At 59.1% G+C, this 20,741-nt stretch carries 20 protein-coding genes; 7 read left to right on the top strand and 13 right to left on the bottom strand.

Annotated elements, in window-relative coordinates; genetic code table 11:
- Positions 1-222: 222 nt before the first annotated feature.
- The 3 genes from GIW04_RS09210 to GIW04_RS09220 all read right to left on the bottom strand — a co-directional run bounded on the left by GIW04_RS09210 (position 223) and on the right by GIW04_RS09220 (position 2,985).
- Positions 223-1,293, bottom strand: coding sequence for a fatty acid desaturase family protein (locus tag GIW04_RS09210; protein WP_034135090.1), 1,071 nt, complete (start codon positions 1,291-1,293; stop codon positions 223-225).
- Positions 1,294-1,474: 181 nt separating this feature from the next.
- Positions 1,475-2,011 carry a hypothetical protein gene (locus GIW04_RS09215; RefSeq protein ID WP_050547331.1) on the bottom strand — a complete coding sequence of 179 codons (537 nt, stop codon included), beginning with the start codon at positions 2,009-2,011 and terminating at the stop codon, positions 1,475-1,477.
- A 14-nt stretch (positions 2,012-2,025) separates the two neighbouring features.
- Positions 2,026-2,985, bottom strand: coding sequence for an isopenicillin N synthase family dioxygenase (locus tag GIW04_RS09220; RefSeq protein ID WP_120247656.1), 960 nt, complete (start codon positions 2,983-2,985; stop codon positions 2,026-2,028).
- A 278-nt stretch (positions 2,986-3,263) separates the two neighbouring features.
- Between GIW04_RS09220 and GIW04_RS09225 the strand changes: the two genes are divergently transcribed.
- Positions 3,264-4,223 carry a LysR substrate-binding domain-containing protein gene (locus GIW04_RS09225; protein WP_003189565.1) on the top strand — a complete coding sequence of 320 codons (960 nt, stop codon included), beginning with the start codon at positions 3,264-3,266 and terminating at the stop codon, positions 4,221-4,223.
- A 32-nt stretch (positions 4,224-4,255) separates the two neighbouring features.
- Here the strand turns inward: GIW04_RS09225 and GIW04_RS09230 are convergent, their stop codons facing one another.
- From GIW04_RS09230 to GIW04_RS09240, 3 genes are all read right to left on the bottom strand, one after another.
- Positions 4,256-5,191: a LysR family transcriptional regulator gene (locus tag GIW04_RS09230; protein WP_034135092.1), complete on the bottom strand. Its 936-nt coding sequence runs from the start codon at positions 5,189-5,191 to the stop codon at positions 4,256-4,258.
- A gap of 137 nt (positions 5,192-5,328) precedes the next feature.
- Positions 5,329-6,516 (bottom strand): cyanate transporter, encoded by a 1,188-nt coding sequence (locus GIW04_RS09235; protein ID WP_120247657.1) that lies wholly within the window; start codon positions 6,514-6,516, stop codon positions 5,329-5,331.
- A 214-nt stretch (positions 6,517-6,730) separates the two neighbouring features.
- On the bottom strand, positions 6,731-8,353 hold the full coding sequence (locus GIW04_RS09240; protein WP_120247658.1) for a 5-guanidino-2-oxopentanoate decarboxylase: 1,623 nt from the start codon (positions 8,351-8,353) through the stop codon (positions 6,731-6,733).
- 110 nt (positions 8,354-8,463) lie between these two features.
- Here GIW04_RS09240 and GIW04_RS09245 point away from each other — a divergent pair, with 110 nt between their 5' ends.
- Positions 8,464-9,333, top strand: a complete 870-nt coding sequence (locus tag GIW04_RS09245) for a LysR substrate-binding domain-containing protein (RefSeq protein WP_003189573.1) — start codon at positions 8,464-8,466, stop codon at positions 9,331-9,333.
- Between the two features lie 147 nt (positions 9,334-9,480).
- On the opposite strand, the gene GIW04_RS09250 is transcribed toward GIW04_RS09245, so the two are convergent.
- Positions 9,481-10,095: an NAD(P)-dependent oxidoreductase gene (locus GIW04_RS09250; RefSeq protein WP_120247659.1), complete on the bottom strand. Its 615-nt coding sequence runs from the start codon at positions 10,093-10,095 to the stop codon at positions 9,481-9,483.
- 34 nt (positions 10,096-10,129) lie between these two features.
- The gene (locus GIW04_RS09255; protein WP_120247660.1) at positions 10,130-10,996 is read right to left on the bottom strand and encodes an MBL fold metallo-hydrolase; all 867 of its coding nucleotides are present in this window, start codon (positions 10,994-10,996) and stop codon (positions 10,130-10,132) included.
- A gap of 105 nt (positions 10,997-11,101) precedes the next feature.
- Between GIW04_RS09255 and GIW04_RS09260 the strand changes: the two genes are divergently transcribed.
- Together GIW04_RS09260 and GIW04_RS09265 are read left to right on the top strand one after the other, a co-directional pair.
- Entirely contained in the window at positions 11,102-12,007 is a 906-nt protein-coding gene (locus GIW04_RS09260; protein ID WP_003189578.1) for a LysR family transcriptional regulator, read from the top strand.
- A gap of 91 nt (positions 12,008-12,098) precedes the next feature.
- Positions 12,099-12,278, top strand: coding sequence for a hypothetical protein (locus GIW04_RS09265; RefSeq protein WP_003189580.1), 180 nt, complete (start codon positions 12,099-12,101; stop codon positions 12,276-12,278).
- On the opposite strand, the gene GIW04_RS09270 is transcribed toward GIW04_RS09265, so the two are convergent.
- On the bottom strand, positions 12,271-13,146 hold the full coding sequence (locus GIW04_RS09270) for a helix-turn-helix domain-containing protein (RefSeq protein WP_003189581.1): 876 nt from the start codon (positions 13,144-13,146) through the stop codon (positions 12,271-12,273). The two genes, GIW04_RS09265 and GIW04_RS09270, sit on opposite strands and share 8 nt — an antisense overlap.
- 180 nt (positions 13,147-13,326) lie before the next feature.
- On the opposite strand from GIW04_RS09270, the gene pobA reads away from it, so the two are divergent.
- Together pobA and GIW04_RS09280 are read left to right on the top strand one after the other, a co-directional pair.
- Positions 13,327-14,520, top strand: coding sequence for a 4-hydroxybenzoate 3-monooxygenase (gene pobA / locus GIW04_RS09275; RefSeq protein WP_003189582.1), 1,194 nt, complete (start codon positions 13,327-13,329; stop codon positions 14,518-14,520).
- Positions 14,521-14,586: 66 nt separating this feature from the next.
- Positions 14,587-16,104, top strand: a complete 1,518-nt coding sequence (locus tag GIW04_RS09280) for an MDR family MFS transporter (RefSeq protein ID WP_003189583.1) — start codon at positions 14,587-14,589, stop codon at positions 16,102-16,104.
- Positions 16,105-16,160: 56 nt separating this feature from the next.
- Here GIW04_RS09280 and GIW04_RS09285 read toward each other — a convergent pair whose 3' ends face one another.
- The 3 genes from GIW04_RS09285 to GIW04_RS09295 are packed head-to-tail and all read right to left on the bottom strand — an operon-like array spanning position 16,161 to position 18,196.
- Positions 16,161-17,000, bottom strand: a complete 840-nt coding sequence (locus GIW04_RS09285) for a cache domain-containing protein (protein ID WP_034135096.1) — start codon at positions 16,998-17,000, stop codon at positions 16,161-16,163.
- A gap of 55 nt (positions 17,001-17,055) precedes the next feature.
- The gene (cynS, locus tag GIW04_RS09290) at positions 17,056-17,526 is read right to left on the bottom strand and encodes a cyanase (protein WP_034135097.1); all 471 of its coding nucleotides are present in this window, start codon (positions 17,524-17,526) and stop codon (positions 17,056-17,058) included.
- Between the two features lie 28 nt (positions 17,527-17,554).
- A complete protein-coding gene (locus tag GIW04_RS09295) occupies positions 17,555-18,196 on the bottom strand; it encodes a carbonic anhydrase (protein WP_060767251.1) in 642 nt (213 codons plus the stop codon).
- 112 nt (positions 18,197-18,308) lie between these two features.
- On the opposite strand from GIW04_RS09295, the gene cynR reads away from it, so the two are divergent.
- Positions 18,309-19,160: a transcriptional regulator CynR gene (gene cynR, locus GIW04_RS09300; protein WP_057710838.1), complete on the top strand. Its 852-nt coding sequence runs from the start codon at positions 18,309-18,311 to the stop codon at positions 19,158-19,160.
- A 514-nt stretch (positions 19,161-19,674) separates the two neighbouring features.
- Here the strand turns inward: cynR and holA are convergent.
- The gene (gene holA, locus GIW04_RS09305) at positions 19,675-20,712 is read right to left on the bottom strand and encodes a DNA polymerase III subunit delta (protein ID WP_003194456.1); all 1,038 of its coding nucleotides are present in this window, start codon (positions 20,710-20,712) and stop codon (positions 19,675-19,677) included.
- Between the last annotated feature and the right edge of the window lie 29 nt (positions 20,713-20,741).

The following is a 20,741-nucleotide window of genomic DNA, read 5'->3' on the forward strand; positions in this document are numbered from 1 at the left end:
GTCTATAAGCGCGTCCCGAATACTCTCTTTTTCAACGGCCGTCAGCCAGAAGCTGTTGGTGTCTGCACATGAATCGTCCACACGCACTCCTTTAAAGGTCTGATTGATTTGTCATGAGTTAAGTTATAAGTAAATTACGACTTTCAAGCGCTGAGGTGGGGTCCCCGTAAGCACGACCTGACAGTGTCCATGCTTTGATAAGGCCCGACCTGAGTGGGTGACTCAACCTAAGAGCTTATCTGTGTACGCACCGGTGAAGTGATGGGTGGTAAATTGGCCATCAGCATCATAGGGTTGTCCTTCATCGGTGCTGATGATTCTTGATAATCGCCCACGATGATAGGCAGTCAAGAAGTTGAAGAATGGCGTGCTTTCTTCTCTTGTGTCAGATACTCCGTAAAGCCTCAACTGTTTTATTATTGCAGCTTCAAGGTGTGGCAACATATACCAAGGGCACGTTGGAAAGCAGTGGTGGGCCGCGTGGTAACCAAAATTCAAAATAATCAGATTGAGGAAGGTAAACTTTCTTGCCACCGGTACGGAGAAGGTATTTTGGATTTCGTAGTGTTTTCCATGGGTTAGCTTTTCTCCCTCGGTATACACCTGCTGGAAAGAATGCTGGAAACAGTCGACGAATCGTACGATGTGTATCCTCAGGAAGGAGGAGGCTTGCCATACCAGCACAAGCATCAGGGAGAACCGGGCAAACGTAGCGAAGGCTACAACGTAAATGCACAGGCTTCCAATACCCCTTGCAACCTCGCGCCTGCTGCCACTAAATATCACAGCGTAAATATTGGTAAGCTTGATCAAATAGTAGAAGGCGGGAAGGTATATTTTTTCTGCAACAATGATCGCACTAAATAGCCTTGGATGAGCGACAGCAAAGTGACCACTATCGAACCCACCAATGTCAATTTTTTCGGCATGATGGCGAACATGATCTTTTCTATAGGCTTCAAATGAAAAGAAAGAGAGGCCGTTAAGGAAAGACAGCAACTCTCCGACGACAGCATTGACTTTCTTCGACTTGAAAACAGAATTGTGCGCGCAATCGTGGCTCAGGTACCAGGACCAGATCTTCGCAAGGGCAATTAAGATAATCGCACCGAGTGCCGCAACGATCTGTTGAGTATACGCCAGGAATATGCCCCATACAGTGAAGGTTGCTATCACACTTAGTACAATCACTGATGGCAATAATTTTCGCTCTTTCGCTATTGAAATAAGCAGGGTTTTCACGTTGGCGTCTTTGATGGCGCGCAGATAATTATCAGCATACAGTAAAGACATCTCATCACCTTCAAGAGCAAAATTCACCGAAACGCTTATTGAGCTGGTTGGGGGACTGGCATTGAACAACGGATCATGCCTGGACAGGCGTAATCCCTTCCGTGCGCATGTGGAATTAACGGCGGGGCTCGAATATGAGTACGCACACAATGCCAAAGATGTAGTGCAGGTGTACGGGTGGCTAGGGTTCTTTTGCTGTTGCTTCTGGTGCCAGTGAAGGCGGCACTAGCGAGACTGCAGCGTGAGTATCCGCGCCCGAGGGTTGATCGCCGCTACTGGATTTGTAGCCGATCAGTATCACGCCGACGATGCACAATAAAACACCGGCAATGTTTAAATAGGAGAGTCCTTCTTTAAGCAGAAATACCCCGATGAAGCCGAGCGCAATATTGATAATGGCGCCGGTAACGATATTGCCCGTGCTGAGGTCCCATCCACTGCGATACATCATCAAGAAGCCGATTTCCATCATCAAGATGCAAAACGCGATGCCTCCCTGAAGCCAGGTCATTTGCTTCAAGCCCGCGAGTAACGTTCCACTGCCCAAAAAAAACGGCAACATCAATGTGGACAGGATGACGATCGCCACATAGATACTGACAATTGAAACCAAGGGGTTGATCGTAGACGGTATTTTCTTCATGAGCATGTGATAGCCCACGGTGCCCAGTATCGCTACGATCGCTGATAGATAGAATGTGTATTCTTTACCTAGCACGTTCAATACTCCTACTAGTTGGGTTCAAGTTCACGAAATGTGGTGGTTTCCAGGAACCTCTTGTCCATGTACTCACCCGCGATGATCGCTCTGTATTTCGCAGGACTGCCCTCTGCGCAACAGCTGGGCAGGCACTCCACTTTGGCGGTGTAGTCTGGATCCATAAAGAACGCCGCCGAGTGGCGTAATTGGCCAGAGGTATTTATCACTCGATGCAGCGTTGCTTTGTAACGGTCATTCGTCCAGCGAGACATTAGATCCCCGACATTGACGACAAAGGCATTTGGGATGGGTTTGACTTTGATCCAGGTGCCGTTAGCACTCTGTACCTCCAGCCCCCCGGTGTCACTTTCCGAGATCATGGTTATCCAGCCGAAGTCTGTGTGCTCTCCAGCACCCATCGGCGCTCCCTGTGTATATTGAGTGGAGGGATAACGCAGGACTCTCAATTGGGCCATCGGCTTCTTGAATTTATCATCGAAGTAATCGATCGGCATATTGAGCGCAAGGGCAAACACGTTTAGCAGTTTTTTTCCGAATATGAGCATTTGCGAGTGATATTCCGTCATCGCAAGCTTGAAGTCGGGCAATTCCTCTGGCCATACATTGGGGCCGTAAAAAGGTAATTTGGCTTTTACGAACTCGTCGTCAAGCGACAAGTCCGCTGCCATGTCAAAACCCTCTTTGACATCGCCCAATATGCCATCCGACTTATCAGCGCCTTCGCTGAAGTAGCCACGCATATAGGGAGATTTATGAATTTCGATTTTCTCCTTGGCCTGAACAGGCAGGTCGAAAAACGATTGTATTTGAGAGAAAACAGTTGAAATAAGCGTGTCATCTACACCGTGATTGACGACGGTGAAGAATCCGACCTCCCTGCACGCGTTGTCGATCTCCTTGACTAGGCGTGGTGATATCTCTGCGCCCTGCGTCAAACTACCGACGTCAATGATAGGTATGTTCTTTTCCATGGATGCACCATTTGCTCTAAAAAAGGCGCAACGAGACCTACTCCATGAATACTGAAGTGCACTCAGGGATAGACCGTATATAGGCCAGTGTCATTTATTTAGACTAAGGAATTCCGTCAGCTCGCAAGCGCTGGCAGTAAGCACTCGACATTCTCGATCGGCGCGCCTCCTGTTACAGGCTAGGTGGCGTAGCCTAGAATTCACTTCTATGAAAGCGAAGGCAAATCAGATAAAGTAAGCCTGGCTTAGTTTTTTTACCATGGAAGGGGGATTGATTAATGTTCGCAAAATTGCCGTTGACAGCCATTCGTGCATTTGAATCTGCCGCAAGACTCGGTGGGTTTAAAGCAGCCTCCGCGGAGTTGTTTGTCACCCCGGCGGCAGTATCACAACAAATAAAAACACTTGAAAACTTATTGGGCAGTATGCTTTTTGTACGCACTCCTCATGGTGTTCAACTCACTGCGAACGGTGAGAGGCTATATTCAAAGGTGCATCTTTCTTTTTTGGATATAAGCAGTAGTATGTCGTCGCTTAAGCCACCCGCCGACTCCAACACACTCCGAGTTTCTACCACGCCGGCATTTGCGTCTTTATGGTTGATTCCTCGGCTGGCGAAATTTTATAGTGAACATCCAGATATTCATGTCAGTGTTGAAACCAGTAATGAAGTGGTGGATTTGTTTCGTGACTCATCTGTTGATTTAGCTATTCGTTGTGGGTTTCGCGATTTTCCAGACTTGTACAGCCACGCGCTTATGCGCGAACAGTTTGGTGTTTTCTCCCACGCCCATTGGAAGCAAGAAGAAGCTGAAGCTTCGTTGAAACTTATAAATATACGTTGGGCTACGGCATCGCCCGCTTCAATTAGTTGGGCGTCCTGGTGCGCGGCTGCGAATCATGAGAGTTGGCTATCAAACGCGGTCTATCGTGAATACAACGATGAGCATTTTGCGCTCCAGGCCGCTATTGCGGGGCATGGCTTGACGCTGGCGAGCACGGTCTTGGCAGCAGACTATGTTGCGAATGGATTGCTGATTCCTTACAGACCCGACATCAAGATTCCGGGCGCGCAGTTTTCAGCCGTGTGCGTGCCGGGGCGTGAGCGTTCAGGTGCCGTAAAGCAGTTTCTGGCCTGGATGGTCAAAGTGATAGCCGCCTGCCATACCGATTACCCTGTCGCTCGGGATGACGCGTCGCAGGCTGTCACTAAGCGCCGAACATCACTGGCTATCTGATTAGGGTGTGGAGAGCTTGATCAGGCGCGTTCCTATAACAAACCCTGATCCGCACACACCTTCACCACTTGTTCCCGAAACCAGGTATTGGCGCTGTCCTGCCCACTGGTTTCGTTCCACTGCATATCCAGGGTGAATCCCGGCAACCCGTTGGGGGCTTCGCAAACGCCGAATGCCGGCGCCGGTGCCAGCAATTTTTGCACGCGGCGGGGCAGGGTGACGATGAAGTCGGTGCCGGCAATCATCTTCAATGCCGCGCTGTAGCTGTTGGCCCGCGCGATCACCTGGCGCTTGCGGGCCTGGCGGGCGAGCCAGCCGTCGATCATGTTGGTGTCGGAGGTCCAAGGCGTTGGGAATACGTGGCGCCGCTCAACAAAGGATTGCAGGCTGAACGCCTGTTCCCTGGGCGCCGAGCGTTGGTCGCATACGCAGACCAAGTCGTCCTCCAACAGCATCTGGGTCTTGAAGTCTTTATGGGCGCGGTGAAAGTGCGGGCCGAAGCATATCACCAGGTCCAGCCGACCTTCACGCAGGTCGTCGGCGGGGATCTCGGTTTCCAGCTTCTGCACATTGACGATCACCGGCAGGTCGGCATGGTCGAAGCGCTTGAGCAGGCGCGGCAGGATCAACTGTTCGAAATATTCTGGCGCGCACACATTGAAGGTCACCGCCTGTTGGGTCGGGTCGAACGCTTGGCCACCGGCATGACACAGGTTGATGCTTTCCAGAATCTTCTGCACATGCTCGTACATGGTGGTGGCCTTGTACGTAGGGCGCATGCCCGCGCGGGTGTTGATAAACAGCTCATCTTCAAAGCTGGTGCGCAGCTTCTTCAGGCTGTAGCTCACAGTGGACTGGCTGACGAACAGCGTTTCGGACACCTCGGTAACGCTGCTCTGGTCGTAGACGGCGATAAACACCATCAAATCCTGCATATCGAGCTTTCTGAGCAAGTTACTGTTTAGCATCGGTTTCGTCCGTAAACCCTTTGTACCGAACTCAGTACAAGACTGAGCAAAATGTTAACGGAACGCCCGTACCAATAGAAAGCTCTGTAGGACCCTTCTATGTTTCGTGTGGGACAAAAAATGTTTGTAATACGACGTCAGCGGATATGCCGTGCGTAATGCGCCGGGTTGAAACGCATCACGATCAATAGCATCAGCCCGCTCACGGCCATCAATGACCACCAGGCCCATTCGAAGCTGCCCAACTGGTCGCGGATCATGCCGGCGATCAGCGGCGATAGGCCGGCGATCAGATAACCGATGCCCTGCACAAATGCGGTAAGGCCACCGGCGCGACGTGGGTTGTCGAGGTGGTCCAGGGACAGGATCAGGCTCATCGGGAACAGGCCGCCAATGCCCAGGCCGAGCAGGCAGGGCCACAACAGGCTCCAGCGTTGCGGGCTGAGAATGAGGCCGTAGAACCCCAGGATGATCAGCACCAGCAGCACCGCCACCACCCCGCGTTTATCCTGGCGGCGGTTGGCAATGGCCGGAGTGACCAGGCCGGAGATCACTTCCATGGCGGTCAAGAAGCCGAGCAGCAAGCCGGCATTCTGTTCACTCCAGCCCTGCTCGACGTAGTACGGCGCCAGCCACGCCAGCACACAGGTGTAGGACGCTGTGCCGAGGCCAAAAAAGATCGCGAGCAACCAGGCGCGGCGGTTGCTGAAAAATGCCTCCTGGGGGCCAGAACCGGCTTGAGGCAAGGGCGGCAGGGCCGAACGCTGCGCATACCAGAACATCAGGGCCAACAACGCCAGCATCGCCCAAATCGCCAGGCCGATACGCCAACTACCGGTGTGGGCTTGCACCCACGGCGAGAACGAAGCAGCCAATGCCGCGCCGCCCATGATCGCAGTGACATACAGGCCCATGAACAACGAGACGTTGGCGCTGAACCGCGACTTGATCAGCGCCGGCATCAATGCCTGGATCAGCGCAATGCCGACACCCGCCGCAATGGCACTCACGATCAACTCCAGCGCCGAATCCAGGAACAGCCGCGACACGGTCGCCAGCCCAATCACCAGCAGCGACACCACAATGCTGCGATGCTCGCCCACGCGCTTGGCCAGGCCCATGCCAAGGAACATCGCCAGGCCCATGGCCATGACTGGCAACATGGTCAGTAAGGCCGCGCTGCTGAAACTCAGCGGCACATCCGCGCGAATTGACGCCAGCAGCGGCCCCACGGCTGCCATCGAGGGGCGCAAGTTGAGGGCGACGAGCACCACGCTGACCGTCAGCCATACGGCGGTGGTGGATTTTGCCTGAACGTTTTCCATGGGCTTGCCTTGAATGAACAAGGGCGAATCAGGCCATGCAGCGTGTAGCGGGGCAAATGAGAAAGTCGCAGGGGCTATTGAAAAAATGCGGATGCCGAGTGGTGAGGTAAGCGCGCAGTGGGCGTCGGCTATCAGGCCGCCTTCGCGAGCAAGCCCGCTCCCACAATTTGATCGCGGGGCGTCGGGAAGATATGGGTTGACTGTCAGGCCGGGATTACAGACTCGGCAACTCCCACCGCCCCTGGTCGATTTCAAGCAGCGTCGGCCCCTGACGATCGGCGGCAGCACGTAAAGCAGTGCGCAATGCTTCAATGCCATGGACGCTTTGCGCCGCGCAGCCCAGAGCCTTGGCCACACCGATAAAGTCCGGTGTGTAGATGTCCACACCCACCGGCTCGATGTCACGGTTGACCATGTACTTCTTGATCTCTTCATAACCCTGGTTATTCCACAACAGCACGATCACCGGTGTACGCGCCTCCACCGCGCTGGACAGTTCCGGCAGGGTGAATTGCAGCCCGCCGTCGCCGATCAGGCACACCACCGGTTGGCCATCGCCGCGCCCGAGCCAGGCGCCAATGGCGGCGGGCAGGGCATAACCCAGGGTGCCGTACCCGGTGGAGGCGTTGAACCAGCGGCGTGGGTGGTTGAGGTTCAGGGTCAGGTTGCCGCTGTACACCGGTTGAGTGGAGTCGCCCACGAACACCACGCCGGGCAGTTCCTCCAGAACAACGTTGAGAAACCGGGTTTGCGCGCGCGTCGCAGCGTCCCATGCAGGTTCCAGCTCGGCCCACAAACGGGCGACGCGTGCGGTGCCCCAATCGGGCGAGCGAGGCGCCAATGGCTGGCGGTTCACTTCGGTGAGCAGCGCCTGGGCGGCGATGCGTGCGTCGGCCACTAGCGCAACTTGAGGCGGGTAGTTGCGCACGTTCTGGTCCGGGTCGATATCAACGCGCAGCAGCGCACCGGGAATGTCGAAGCCGCCGGCGAAGGTGATGTCGTAGTCGGTTTCGGCCAATTCCGTGCCGATGGCCAGCACCACGTCGGCTTCAGCCACCAAGGCACGGGTGGCGAGCAAGGTTTGCGTGGAGCCGATCAGCAGCGGATGCGCGGCGGGCAACATGCCCTTAGCGTTAATGGTGAGGGCCACGGGCGCGCCGAGGGCTTCTGCGAGACGGGTCAGTTCGGCGGCTGCGTCAATGGCGCCGCCACCGGCCAGGATCAGCGGGCGCTTGGCGGCAGCCAGCCTCTGGCTCATCTGCTGCACGGCCGCCGGTGCTGCGCCAGCGCGGGCGACGCTGACAGGCGTGCTGCCCAGCAACGCGTCGGCATTTTCCACCAGTACATCCAGGGGAATCTCGATATGCACCGGGCGCGGCCGACCGGCCTGGAACACCGCAAACGCCCGCGCCAGCACACTTGGCAGTTCCGCCGCCGACATCAAGGTGTGGGAGAACGCCGCCACACCAGCCACCAGCGCGCTCTGGTTCGGCAGCTCATGCAACTTGCCGCGCCCGCCGCCCAGTTGGCTGCGTGACTGCACGCGGGAAATCACCAGCATCGGGATCGAGTCGGCATAGGCCTGGCCCATGGCTGTGGTGATATTGGTCATCCCAGGGCCGGTGATGATAAAGCACACCCCCGGCTTGCCGCGGGTACGCGCATAGCCGTCGGCCATGAAGCCGGCGCCCTGTTCGTGGCGCGGGGTGACATGCCGGATGCTGGAGCGCGCCAAGCCCCGGTACAGCTCCACGGTGTGTACGCCGGGAATGCCGAATACGTGGTCCACGCCGTAGCGTTCCAGGAGGTGCACCAATACTTCGCCGCAGGTCGCCATACAGGTCGCTCTTGTGAGGGATTCGAAGCGCTATTGGAGCGGTTGGCCGGTGGCGGCAACAATCGATAAAACGTCATACTCGCCATGTCCTCACGTCATGGCTGGCCCCAATGAAACGCCTCCCACCGTTACCCGCGCTGCACACCTTCTGGGTCACGGCCCAGTGCTGCAACTTCACCCGTGCCGCCGAGCAATTGCACATTACCCAGGGTGCGGTGAGCCGGCAGGTTGCCGGGCTGGAAAGCCAGTTGGGCTACGCCTTGTTCCAACGCCAGGCGCGGGGCTTGAGCTTGACCGAAGAGGGACGCCAATGGCTGATGTGCGCGCAGCAAGTGTTTGGCTTGCTCGCTGACGCGGTGGAGCACGTCGGTGACCGGCGCCGAACCTTGCAGCTCAAAGCGTCCACCTGCGTGATGCGCTGGTTGTTACCGCGCTTGTTGCAATGGCAAAAAGAGCGCCAGGATGTGCCGGTGGAGCTCACCACGACGGTGGCCTATAACGTGGACTTTCGTCGTGAGCCGTTTGACGCGGCGGTGATCTACGGGCCCATCGCCGAGCAGCCGGCCGAGGCGCGGCATCTGTTCGACGAGCGCCTTACGCCGGTCTGCGTGCCTGGGTTGCTGGGCACTTTGCGTACACCGCAGGATTTGCAGCATCACGTCCTGTTGCACCCGACCCGAGACGAGCGCGATTGGACGCTGTGGCTCAAGGCTGCCAATACCTGCTTGAGCGATCCCATCCAACGGCATCACTTTGAAACCCTGGACTTGGCAATGACCGTGGCGTCCCAGGGCACTGGGGTGGCGATGGGCGACAGTGCGCTGATTGGCGAGGATCTCAAGGCGGGGCGGTTGGCGATGCCGTTTGAGCTGCGGGTGTCGACGGGGATGGGGTATTACTTGGTGTATCCGCCGGGGAAGGAACCGTCGGTTGGGTTGGTCGAGCTGATGGATTGGTTGGTCAGGGAAGCCAGTGCGTGAGCTGGCTTGCCCGTACATCGCCCTAGGTAGGAGCGAGCTTGCTCGCGAAAAACGTCAATGATAACGCCTACTTCCTGAATGAACGCGGCGCCTGTGAGTTTTTCGCGAGCAAGCTCGCTCCTACAAAAAAGGCAAGCCAGCGTTGGGTCAGTAGCCGACGGTGAAGCGCTGGCGCGGGTGCTTCGGGTTTTCCACTTCATCCAGCATGGCGATGGCGAAGTCGGCAAAACTGATCGAGCTAGTGCCGTCACTGCTCACCAGCAGATCGTCCTTGCCCAGGCGGAATTTGCCGGTGCGCTCGGTGCCGTCGAACAGGGCCGATGGCGACAGGAAGGTCCAGTCCAGTTCTTTTTCCTGGCGCAGCGTTTCCAGGAAGTCAGCTCCGGCACTGGCTTCAGCTTTATATTCAGCCGGGAAGCCTTCGCTGTCGATCACGCGCCCGCCACCGGGTAACAGCAGCGAACCTGCGCCGCCGACCACCAACAAACGTTTCACACCAGCCTTTTTCACCGGGCCGATTACGGCGCTGGCGGGGAGGGTGGAGAAGTGCGCGGCGCTGATCACCACGTCGCTGCCGCTGATGGCCTGTTGCAAGGCCTCGGCATCCAGGGCATCAGCCTGTTTGACCGTAACGCCAGGGCGCACAGCCAGCTTGTCGGTATTGCGGGCGATGGCGGTCACGGTATGCCCGCGACGCAGCGCTTCTTCCAGCAGTTGGCTACCGGCACGGCCGGTGGCACCAATGATTGCGATCTTGCTCATGATGTTCTCCAACAGGGTTAAGGTTTAAAGCCAATTACCACTTCATTTCGCCCTTGGCGACTTTGGCGCTCAGCTCCAGCGAGCTTTCGTCAGCAAGGGTGGGGTAACGTTTTTTCATGGCCGCAATCAGGGCGGCGGAATCCTTGGCCTTGGCGGTTTCGAGGTCGAAGGCCTTGATGTAATCGGCGGTGAAGGTGACCGAGGCCAGCGACGGCTTGCCCAGGTAATGGCCCGGCACCACGGTGTTCGGCTTCAGGTCTTCAATGCGCTTGAGCGTAGCCAACCAGTCTTTATGGGATTGCGCGCTCTGGGTATCGGCCATCCAGACGTGGATATTTTCAGCGACCACCACGCCACCGACCACGGCCTTGATCGACGGGATCCACACAAAGCTGCGATCGGGCTGCGGGCCGTCGAGGCCCACCACTTCAAGCTGTTGCCCTTCCAGGGTCAGGCTGTGGCCTTTAAGCACTTGCGGCACAAGGGTCTTGGCCGGTTTGTCGGCGCCCATTTTCGGGCCCCAGAAGGCCAGCTTGTCGGCGACGGTGGCGTTGATATGGTCGACCACCGGCTGCGGCGCCAGCACCTTGGCGTCGGGGAAAGCGGCGGTCAGGGTGTCGAGGCCGAAGTAGTAGTCCGGGTCGCCATGGCTGATGTAGATGGTGGTCAGGTGCTTGCCGCTGGCGCGGATCTTCTGCACCAGTTGCTCGGCTTGGCCTTTGCCGAATTGCGCATCCACCAGGATCGCGTCTTTCTCGCCGCTCACCAGCACCGAGCTGACCGGGAAGATCGCGGCTTCGCCTGGGTTGTACACGTCCAGTTTCAGCTCTGTCGCCGCTGCGTGGGCAGCGAAGGCCAGGGCGGCGGTAGCCAGGGTCAAGCGTTTGAAGGTCGAGAACATCGGGCAGCTCCTGCCATCGGTAAGGGATGCACAGAGCTTAGTTGCATAAAACGCGACAAAAAATGCGATGCTTGGACATAGTTTGTTTCTGAAAGCGGGCAAATCATGGATCGTCTTCAAGCAATGCGCGTGTTTGTCACCGTGGTGGACCTGGGCAGCCAATCCGCCGCTGCCGATCACCTTGACCTGTCGCGCCCGGTGGTCTCGCGCTACCTGGCCGAGCTGGAAGACTGGGTGGGCGCACGTCTGCTGCACCGCACCACGCGCAAGCTCAGCCTCACCGCCGCCGGGGGGGAAACGCTACCGCGTTGCCGGCAATTGTTGGATTTGTGCGGGGATATGCAGGCCGCCGTCAGCGAGCCCGACGACGCGCCCCGAGGCCTGTTGCGCCTGAGCGTGAGCACCTCGTTCGGCCAGGCGCAGCTGGGCGCGGCGATTGCCGAATACGTCAAGCTTTACCCCCTGGTGACGGTGGATTTGCAGATGCTTGATCGCACGGTGAACCTGGTGGACGAGCGCATTGACCTGGCGATCCGCACCAGCAACGATCTGGACCCCAACCTGATCGCCCGGCGCCTGACCGTATGCCGCTCGGTGGTGTGCGCCACACCGGCTTATCTGCACGAGCATCCGGCGCCGCAGAAAGTCGAAGACCTGGCCCGGCACAACTGCCTGACCCACTCTTACTTCGGCAAGAGCCTGTGGCATTTCGAAGAAAATGGCGAACACGTGTCGGTACCGGTCCACGGCAATATCACCGCCAACGAGGCCAGCACGTTAATGCGCGTGACGCTGGCCGGGGCAGGGGTGGCGATGCTGCCCAGTTACCAAGCCGGTGAACTGATCCGCAGTGGAGAATTGGTACGCTTGCTGCCGCACGCCGAGCCACGCCAGATGAATATCTATGCAGTGTACGCCTCACGCAAACACATGCCCTCGGCGCTGCGCAGCCTCCTGGATTTCCTGGTGCTGCGCTTCCCCGAGGAGCCTGTCTGGGACGTCGGGCTGTGAGCTGAAATAAGCGCGCTGAATGGCATCGCATCATGGCAAGTTGACCTATGCTTTAAACAGCACCCTGTAGATCCGTTCAGAGGTCTGTGCCATGAGCATCAAAACCAGAAAGTACCTGACAATTTTCACCCTCTGCGCATTGGCGACAGCGCTGTATGGGACTGCCGCCTATCGCGTCGAGCAAACACGCATGCAGCCGGCGGCGTTCGCCATCAGTTGTCATCAGGACCAATGCGTTCCGCGCACCGGCAGTTTCAGTGCACTCAGGTAGGCTGCTCGGCCTTCAGTTGTTCACGAAACGCCTTGGGTGAAAACCCGACCCTGCGGCGAAACAGCCGTGAGAAGTTGGTCGGGTCGGAAAACCCCAGCACCTCGGACATTTCGTTGATGGTCATGCTGGTGTAGGTCAGCAGGCGCTTGGCTTCCAGCAACTGGCGGTCATGCATGATCTGCAACGCCGGCTGCCCACCCAACTCCCGACATGTCCCGTTCAAGTGTGAGACCGAGATGCCCAGCTTGTGGGCCAGGTCTTCAATCTTGGGGTGTTCGCGGTAATGCTGTTCGACCAGTTGCGTAAACCGCCGAAAGTATTCACGCCCCCGCGGTGCGCGTGGATGGCGACGTTGGATCGCCTGGCGGCTGACCCATACCAGCAACACGCTGACCAGGGCGTGCAGCATCATGTCCCGTGCCGGTTGGTCATCGGCGTATTCGTCCTGCAAACGCATGAACAGGCTGTTCAAGTAATCGCTGTCCTTGCCCGCCGGGTAACTGCCCAGGGTGTGCAGGCCATCGACGGTAGAGCCCAGTTGCGCCTGCAAGTGGCTGACCAGCGGCGCCGAAAGCGTCACCACGAACCCCTCCACATCCTCGGAAAAACGAAAACCATGCACGCACAGCGGTGGCAGCACTTGCAGGCTCGACTCGTTGAGCGTGGTGCGCTGGCCTTCGATTTCCAGTTGTGCCTGGCCTTTGTGCACATACAGCAACTGGCACAGGTCCGCGTGCCGGTGGGGCTGGATTTCCCACTGGTATTCCCGACTGCGCCGGGAAATGGTTTCGCAGTGCAACAAATCGGGAGTCGGCCACTGCTGGCTTTCCCCGTAAAGCTTGAAGACCGGAATCGCGGTTTTGGTCATGGTTTCAATCCGATACTCAGGATAAGGGTTCGGTAATCGCCCCGATTGGCGAAAAGCACAGGTTTTGACGCAGTTTTCACCTTCTTATGCGGCTCGCTCAAGTGAAAAATGTCAGCCACAAGAGCAATGACAACTCTTTCACTCCATACGTTCGCGTGAAGCTTGAAGGCCATAAAAATAATGAAAACCCTTAAAACTCAAGTCGCCATTATTGGCGCCGGTCCTTCCGGATTGCTGCTCGGCCAGTTGTTGCACAACGCTGGTATCCAAACCCTTGTTCTAGAGCGCCAGAGCGCCGAGTACGTGCAAGGCCGTATCCGCGCCGGTGTGTTAGAACAGGGCATGGTCGACCTGCTGCGCGAAGCCGGGGTCAGCCAGCGCATGGACGCCGAGGGTTTGGTGCACGACGGGTTTGACATTGCCCTCAATGGCCAACTCACCTCCATCGACCTCAAGGCCTTGACCGGCGGCCAGTCGGTGATGATCTACGGCCAGACCGAGGTCACCCGCGACCTGATGGCCGCCCGCGCAGCCGCCGGTGCCATCACCCTGTACGAAGCCTCCAATGTTCAACCCCATGACCTGAAAAGTGAACAGCCGTGGCTGACCTTCGAGCATGAAGGCCAAGCCTATCGCCTGGAGTGCGACTACATTGCCGGCTGCGACGGTTTCCATGGTGTGGCCCGCCAGTCGATACCGGCGCAAGCGCTGAAGGTGTTCGAGCGGGTCTACCCCTTCGGCTGGCTGGGTGTGCTGGCTGACACGCCGCCGGTACACGCTGAATTGGTGTACGCCAAACATACGCGGGGTTTTGCGCTGTGCAGCATGCGGTCGCCGACCCGCAGCCGCTACTACCTGCAAGTGCCGGTCGAAGAGAAGCTGGAAGACTGGGCGGATGAACGCTTTTGGGATGAACTCAAAAGCCGCCTGCCCAACTCCTTGGCCGAGCAGTTGGTGACCGGGCCCTCGATCGAAAAAAGCATCGCGCCGCTGCGCAGCTTTGTGGTGGAACCGATGCAGTACGGGCGTCTGTTCCTGCTCGGCGATGCCGCGCACATTGTGCCGCCCACCGGCGCCAAGGGTTTGAACTTGGCGGCCAGTGATGTGAGCACCTTGTTCCGCATCTTGCTCAAGGTGTACCGCGAAGGGCGCCTGGACCTGCTGCAAAAGTACTCGGCAATCTGCCTGCGCCGGGTGTGGAAAGCCGAACGGTTTTCCTGGTGGATGACCTCGATGCTGCATCAATTCCCACAGGCGGACGCCTTCAGCCAGCGCATCGCCGAAAGCGAACTGGACTATTTCGTTCACTCCGAGGCCGGGCGCAAAACCATCGCAGAAAATTACGTCGGCCTTCCTTACGAGCCTATCGAATAGCCTGCTATCGTATCGAGCATTCCCACCGGTGACCGTTGCCTGTGGGCCCTGCTCGAAGGTTCTGCCGTGACTCACCTCAATCAGCCCGCTCCAACCGTTCCCGCCGTGCGCAGTATCCTGGTCGCGCTGATGATGGCGATCTTCTTGGGGGCCCTGGACCAGACCATTGTCGCCGTGTCCATGCCGGCCATTTCTGCGCAGTTCCATGACGTCAACCTGCTGGCCTGGGTGATCTCCGGCTACATGGTGGCGATGACCGTGGCGGTGCCGATCTACGGCAAGCTGGGCGACCTGTATGGGCGCCGGCCCATGATGCTGATCGGCATGGGCGTGTTCACCCTGGCGTCGCTGTTCTGCGGCCTGGCGCAAAGCATGGAGCAGCTGGTGCTGGCGCGGGTGCTGCAGGGTATCGGCGCTGGCGGGATGGTCTCGGTGAGCCAGGCGATCATTGGCGACATTATTCCTCCCCGCGAACGGGGACGTTATCAGGGGTATTTCAGCAGCATGTACGCGGTGGCCAGCGTGGCCGGGCCGGTGCTGGGCGGTTATATGACCGAGTACCTGTCGTGGCGCTGGGTGTTTTTGATCAACCTGCCGCTGGGTGCCGGTGCCTGGTATGTGGCCCATCGCACCCTGGTGGGGCTGCCGGTGCCGCAGCGCAAGCCGATCATCGATTACCTCGGCACGGTGCTGATGATCATCGGCCTCACCGCCTTGTTGCTGGGCATCACCGAAATCGGCCAGGGCCATTCATGGCGTGACGATCAAGTGCTGGGGTTGCTGGCCTGCGCCCTGCTGGCCTTGAGCGCGTTTGTGTGGCACGAACGCCGCGCGCGCGAACCGCTGCTGCCGATGCACTTGTTTGCCAACCGCAGCGCGGTGTTGTGCTGGTGCACGATTTTCATCACCAGCTTCCAGGCGATTTCCCTGACGGTGCTGATGCCCCTGCGCTACCAGACCGTAACCGGCGCCGGTGCCGACAGCGCGGCCCTGCACTTGCTGCCCTTGGCGATGGGCTTGCCGATGGGCGCGTATTTCGCCGGGCGCATGACCTCGGTGACCGGCCGCTACAAACCGATGATCCTCAGTGGTGCGTTGTTAAGCCCCCTGGCGATCCTCGGCATGGCCTACAGCGCGCCCCAGGCGGTGGCGTTCACCGCGATCTTCATGCTGTTGAGCGGCATCGCCTCAGGCATGCAATTTCCAACCTCGCTGGTGGGCACACAGAATTCGGTGGAGCAACGGGATATTGGTGTGGCCACCAGCACCACCAACCTGTTTCGCTCCCTGGGCGGCGCAGTGGGCGTGGCCTGCATGTCGGCGTTGCTGCTGGCGCTGTTACACGATTCCAGTTTCGCCCATCTGGCAAGCGGCGCACTGGTGGCCGAAGGCAGTTCCGGCAACGTGCTGCTCGACGGCCTCAACGCCGCACCCGGCCCGGCGCAAGATGCGTTGCGCGCGGAGCTGGCGGTGACGTTCCGGCATTTGCTGATGGTGAGTGCGGCGGTGTCGCTGCTGGGGTTGGCGGCTGCGATAGCGATGCCGAATCGGGTACTGCGTGGCCGTGAAGACAAAGTTAGATAAGCGGACGCGGAGCGTCCCAGGCGGCGTTCCCACGCAGAGCGTGGGAATGATCAGGATCAGGGGCTGTAATACCCCACCGCTACCATGAAATGCCCGCTCTTGCGCACATACGCATGCTTGTTCTCGACCTTGCCCGTCACCGGGTTTTTCCAGCGGTATTTGTATTCGCCCTGGTCCTGTTCGGCCATCATCTTGAGGATCGGCACACCCACCGGTTTGCCATCCGGGTCCTTGATCTTGGCGAAATCGGTGTTGATCAGGCGCAGGTTGGTGCCGTGGGCGACGTAGCGCCGAGTGTTCAGGTCCACCACGAATACGTAGAGATCATCTTGCAGGAAGCCGCCTTGCAAGGAGTTGATCGCCTTGAGCGTGCCGGCTTCATCCTTGACCAACGCCTCCACCGCCTTGTTGCGCAGCGCCCGTGCCTGTTCCGGTGTGGCGCGCGGCAAGTAATAACCGACCGCCAGGATGCGTTCGCCCACGCGTTGATAAAACACGTGTTTATGTTCGACCTTGCCGTCATTCCAGTTCTGCCAGCGGTAGTCAGCCTGCTGGATACCCTGGCCTTCGGGCACTTTGAGTGCGTCCTTGAAGGATTGGCGCAAATCCGGTCCGAGTACCTCGGACACATCGCGACCGATCAGCGCGGAGGAGGGCCCGCCACTGGCCAGCAGCACGCCTTTTGTATCGACCACAAACACATAGCGGTCCTGGTCGATGAACTCGCCCTGACGGCTGAAGGCGGCGAACGCCTTGTCACCTTGCTTGTGGTAGTACGCCAAGGCCTTTTCCAGCAGGGCCTTGGCGGCTTGGGCATCCGCTTCCTGTGCCGTGGCGGCATGCACCTGGCTGCAACACAACAGCAGCAGCCAGGTGAATCGGAGCAGTCTCTTCATTTACCCGTCCCTCGTTCTTGATGGTGTGCCAAGAGCGTAGACGGTTGGCGGCAAATCAGAAGGGTTTGGTCGGCAGGTATTTGCCGTCCAGGGTGATGACCGCACGGGAGCCGCCGTCCGGGTCTTCGACTTTCTTGATGTCCAGTTTGAAGTTGATGGCGCTGATGATGCCGTCGCCGAATTGCTCATGCACCAGGGCCTTCAAGGTAGAGCCGTAGACTTGCAGCATTTCATAGAAACGGTACATGGTTGGGTCGGTCGGCACACCGCTCGGGAAGCTGCCGCGCAGTGGGACGCTTTGCAGCAGGCGGCTGGCGTCCTCGTCAAGGCCGAGTTTGCCGCACACGATGTCGGCCGCTTCCTTGGGCAGCGGGTGCTGGCCGAGCAGGGCGGCGGTGACGAATGCCAGGCTCAGCCCGGTGCCGTCGGTGAGGGCCTGCCACGACAGGTTTTTGCGTGCCTTGAGGTCGATAACGGTGTCGGCCAGGGCCAGGCGTGGGGTTTGAGCGAATTGAGATTGCAACATGGTGACGTCCTCTTGGGTTGAATAAGTTTCAGGCGGCGTGGGCGCGGGTGCTGGGATGGTCGAGCAGGGAGACGAAGCGCCCGGTGTGCCCGTCCAAAGCGTCAATGCCGCCGGTTTCGATGTCGTACACCCAGCCATGCAGGTTCATCCGGCCTTGTTCCAGCGCCAGGGCGACCGAAGGGTGAGTCTTGAGATTAGCCAGTTGGGCGACCACGTTTTCGCGCACCAACGAATCCAGGCGTGCAGCGTCCGAGGCATGCGTACGGGCGGCATTGATCACCTTGGCCGACTCGGCATGGCGCAACCAGTTGGCCACGGCGGGCAGGTGGTCCAGGCATTTGCAGGTGGAAATCGCAGTCATCGCGCCGCAGTCTGAATGCCCGCAAATCACAATGTCGCTCACGCCCAGCACCGCTACGGCATATTCGACCGTGGCCGACACGCCTCCCGGCTCCGGGCCGTAGGACGGCACGATGTTGCCGGCATTGCGGATGACGAACAGGTCGCCGGGTTCCTGCTGGGTCAACAGCTCAGGGACTACGCGGCTGTCAGAGCAGGACACGAACAAGGTGCCGGGGTTTTGCGTGGTCGCCAGGTGTTTGAACAAGTCACTGCGAGGGGTAAAGGCTTCACGTTGGAATTTGCGAAAGCCGTCGATGAGATGTTGCATGGTGGTTCTCCTTGCGTCGCTGATGGGGCAAGGATGGAAGTTTTCGGCTATAGCGTCCAAGACCGGTTTATGATGCTATCTATAAGCTATGCCTATAGTTGGAGCGCTGCCCATGCTGTTGCGTCATATCCGTTATTTGCTGGCCGTTGCCGAGCATCGCAACTTCACGCGGGCTGCCGAGGCGCTGCACGTGTCGCAACCGACCTTGTCGCAGCAGATCAAGCAACTGGAAGAAAGCCTGGGTGCGCCACTGCTGGACCGCACCGGGCGCCGCATCAGCCTGACCGACGCGGGGCAGGCGTACGTACGCTATGCGCGCTTGGCCTTGCAGGATCTGCAGGCCGGCACCCGTGCGATACACGACGTGCAGGACCTGCGCCGAGGGCACTTGCGCCTGGCCATGACGCCAACCTTTACCGCCTACCTGATCGGCCCGCTGCTGGCACGGTTCAATGCGTTGTACCCCGGCATCACCCTGAGCATCGAGGAACTGACCCAAGACCGTATCGAAGCCGCGCTGGGGGAGGACCTGCTGGATATCGGTATCGGGTTTACTGGCGAGCATGGGGTGGAGATCGACTGTGAGGCGCTGTTTGTCGAAGAGCTGAGCCTGGTCGTCAGTGCCAGTCACCCCGAACGCAATCAACGGGCGTGGCTCGAACAGCCTCTGGTGTTGCTGAACACAGGCTTCGCTACCCGCCGCTACATCGACGATTACTGCCACCGGCAAGGGGTTAAACCGCAGATTGCCATGGAGGCCAATTCCATCAGTGCGATTATCGAGATCGTACGCAGCACGCCCCTGGCAACCATCCTGCCCCGGGCATTGGCTGAGGCTCAGGCTGGCCTGCGTGCCGTGGCGATCGAGCCTGCGTTGCCGCAGCGCACTGCGGCCTTGTTGAGCCGCAAGGGGGCGTATCGCAGCGCTGCGTGTGCGGCGTTTGTGGCGTTGATCAAGGCATAGGGCCGGACAGCCTGCGCTTATCTACCTGACACCCCGCGATCCAAATGTGGGAGCGGGCTTGCTCGCGAAGGCGGCCTGGCAGTCAACACAGTTGGATTGTGTACATATCCATTGCTGCGGTAACGGCCGCTTAGGGTTCCGCCTGACGGCGGGTCACTTTCGAAAAGCGCGAAAGTAACCAAAGCGCTCTCGCCCCACCACTCGGCACCTCGCTTGGGCTCGGTGTGCCCGTAATCCGCCAGTGATTTGGGGGGCCGCCGCCACGCGCCATCCATGGCGCGGGGCGGCTAAACCGGCATCCCTGCCGGTTTACCCCCCAAATCCCTGTCGAATTCCGGCCAGCGTGGTTTGACGGGGCGCCTGAGATCAAAAGCAAGATCAAAAGCGGCTCGCTTCGCATCGTGGTTACCGTTGAGCGCTACAGAGCTGTATCAGGAGCAAATGGGCCAACTGGCCCACCGCCATCGCAGGCAAGCCAGCTCCCCCAGGGGTTGTGGTGTGGGTACAGAGGTGGTTATTCGGCAGGCAACGCCAGGCGCTGGCCGGCCATCAGCAGCGACAGACGGCTCAGGCTCATCCACGGCGAGCCGGCTGCCTGGCCTTTGATTTGTGCGTCGATGCGCTGTGCTTCCAGCAGCAGTTGCGCCCAGCGTTGCGCCGAGTGCCGTTGCAGGGCTTTGCTCATCAGGGGTTTGCGTTTGTCCCACACCGGTGGCCGGGCCTGGCTGAAGCATTTGTCCAGCGGTGTGCCCTGGCTGTATTGCAGGGCAATGTTCGCGAGCACGCGCAGCTCACGGGCCAGGGCCCAGAGAATTACCGGTGGTTCCACCCCTTCGCCGCGCAGGCCTTCAAGCATGCGTAACGCGTGGGCGGGCTCGCCGTTAAGGATGGCGTCCACCAGGCCGAACACATCAAAGCGCGCGCTATCGGCCACTGCGCCTTGCACGGTTTCGACGGTGATCTGCCCGTCTTCAGCCATCAACTTGAGCTTTTCGATCTCCTGGGCGGCGGCAAGCAGGTTGCCCTCGACCCGAGCGGCGATCAGCTCCACGGCATCCTGTGTCGCCGCCAGGCCTGATTGGGACAGGCGCTGACGAATCCACTGCGGCAACTGGTTGCTGTCCACCGGCCAGATCTGGATGAACTGAGTCTGTGGACCTTCAACCAGGGCCTTACCCCACTTGGTTTTCTGCGCGCTGCCGTCAAGCTTGGGCAGGCTGACCAGCAGCACGGTGTCTTCGGCGGGGCGCGAGCAGTATTCCATCAGGGCCGCCGCGCCTTTATCGCCCGGCTTGCCCGAGGGCAGGCGCAGTTCCAGCAGGCGTTTTTCGGCAAACAGCGACATGCTCGCGCCAGCTTGCAGCAGCGTGCCCCAGTCGAAACTGGCGTCAGCACTGAACACCTGGCGTTCATCGAAACCTTGCTGGCGTGCCGCGGTGCGGATCGCGTCGGCCGCTTCCTGGCACAGCAACGGGTCATCGCCGCTGACGATGTACACAGGCGCAAGGCCACCTTGCAGGTGTTTGGCGAGTTGGGCGGGGGCAAGTTTCATAGGCGGGGCGAACGGGGCGCCAGGGGCGC

The organism is Pseudomonas sp. PA-4-8C (genome assembly GCF_021606625.1).
Taxonomy (GTDB): domain Bacteria; phylum Pseudomonadota; class Gammaproteobacteria; order Pseudomonadales; family Pseudomonadaceae; genus Aquipseudomonas; species Aquipseudomonas lactis.

Excerpts from the sequence above, each read along its gene's own strand:
- GIW04_RS09210 (WP_034135090.1), bottom strand. The coding sequence starts at position 1,293 with ATGTCTTTACTGTATGCTGATAATTATCTGCGCGCCATCAAAGACGCC.
- GIW04_RS09220 (WP_120247656.1), bottom strand. The coding sequence starts at position 2,985 with ATGGAAAAGAACATACCTATCATTGACGTCGGTAGTTTGACGCAGGGC.
- GIW04_RS09225 (WP_003189565.1), top strand. The coding sequence starts at position 3,264 with ATGTTCGCAAAATTGCCGTTGACAGCCATTCGTGCATTTGAATCTGCC.
- GIW04_RS09230 (WP_034135092.1), bottom strand. The coding sequence starts at position 5,191 with ATGCTAAACAGTAACTTGCTCAGAAAGCTCGATATGCAGGATTTGATG.
- GIW04_RS09235 (WP_120247657.1), bottom strand. The coding sequence starts at position 6,516 with ATGGAAAACGTTCAGGCAAAATCCACCACCGCCGTATGGCTGACGGTC.
- GIW04_RS09240 (WP_120247658.1), bottom strand. The coding sequence starts at position 8,353 with ATGGCGACCTGCGGCGAAGTATTGGTGCACCTCCTGGAACGCTACGGC.
- GIW04_RS09245 (WP_003189573.1), top strand. The coding sequence starts at position 8,464 with ATGAAACGCCTCCCACCGTTACCCGCGCTGCACACCTTCTGGGTCACG.
- GIW04_RS09250 (WP_120247659.1), bottom strand. The coding sequence starts at position 10,095 with ATGAGCAAGATCGCAATCATTGGTGCCACCGGCCGTGCCGGTAGCCAA.
- GIW04_RS09255 (WP_120247660.1), bottom strand. The coding sequence starts at position 10,996 with ATGTTCTCGACCTTCAAACGCTTGACCCTGGCTACCGCCGCCCTGGCC.
- GIW04_RS09260 (WP_003189578.1), top strand. The coding sequence starts at position 11,102 with ATGGATCGTCTTCAAGCAATGCGCGTGTTTGTCACCGTGGTGGACCTG.
- GIW04_RS09265 (WP_003189580.1), top strand. The coding sequence starts at position 12,099 with ATGAGCATCAAAACCAGAAAGTACCTGACAATTTTCACCCTCTGCGCA.
- GIW04_RS09270 (WP_003189581.1), bottom strand. The coding sequence starts at position 13,146 with ATGACCAAAACCGCGATTCCGGTCTTCAAGCTTTACGGGGAAAGCCAG.
- pobA (WP_003189582.1), top strand. The coding sequence starts at position 13,327 with ATGAAAACCCTTAAAACTCAAGTCGCCATTATTGGCGCCGGTCCTTCC.
- GIW04_RS09285 (WP_034135096.1), bottom strand. The coding sequence starts at position 17,000 with ATGAAGAGACTGCTCCGATTCACCTGGCTGCTGCTGTTGTGTTGCAGC.
- cynS (WP_034135097.1), bottom strand. The coding sequence starts at position 17,526 with ATGTTGCAATCTCAATTCGCTCAAACCCCACGCCTGGCCCTGGCCGAC.
- GIW04_RS09295 (WP_060767251.1), bottom strand. The coding sequence starts at position 18,196 with ATGCAACATCTCATCGACGGCTTTCGCAAATTCCAACGTGAAGCCTTT.
- cynR (WP_057710838.1), top strand. The coding sequence starts at position 18,309 with ATGCTGTTGCGTCATATCCGTTATTTGCTGGCCGTTGCCGAGCATCGC.
- holA (WP_003194456.1), bottom strand. The coding sequence starts at position 20,712 with ATGAAACTTGCCCCCGCCCAACTCGCCAAACACCTGCAAGGTGGCCTT.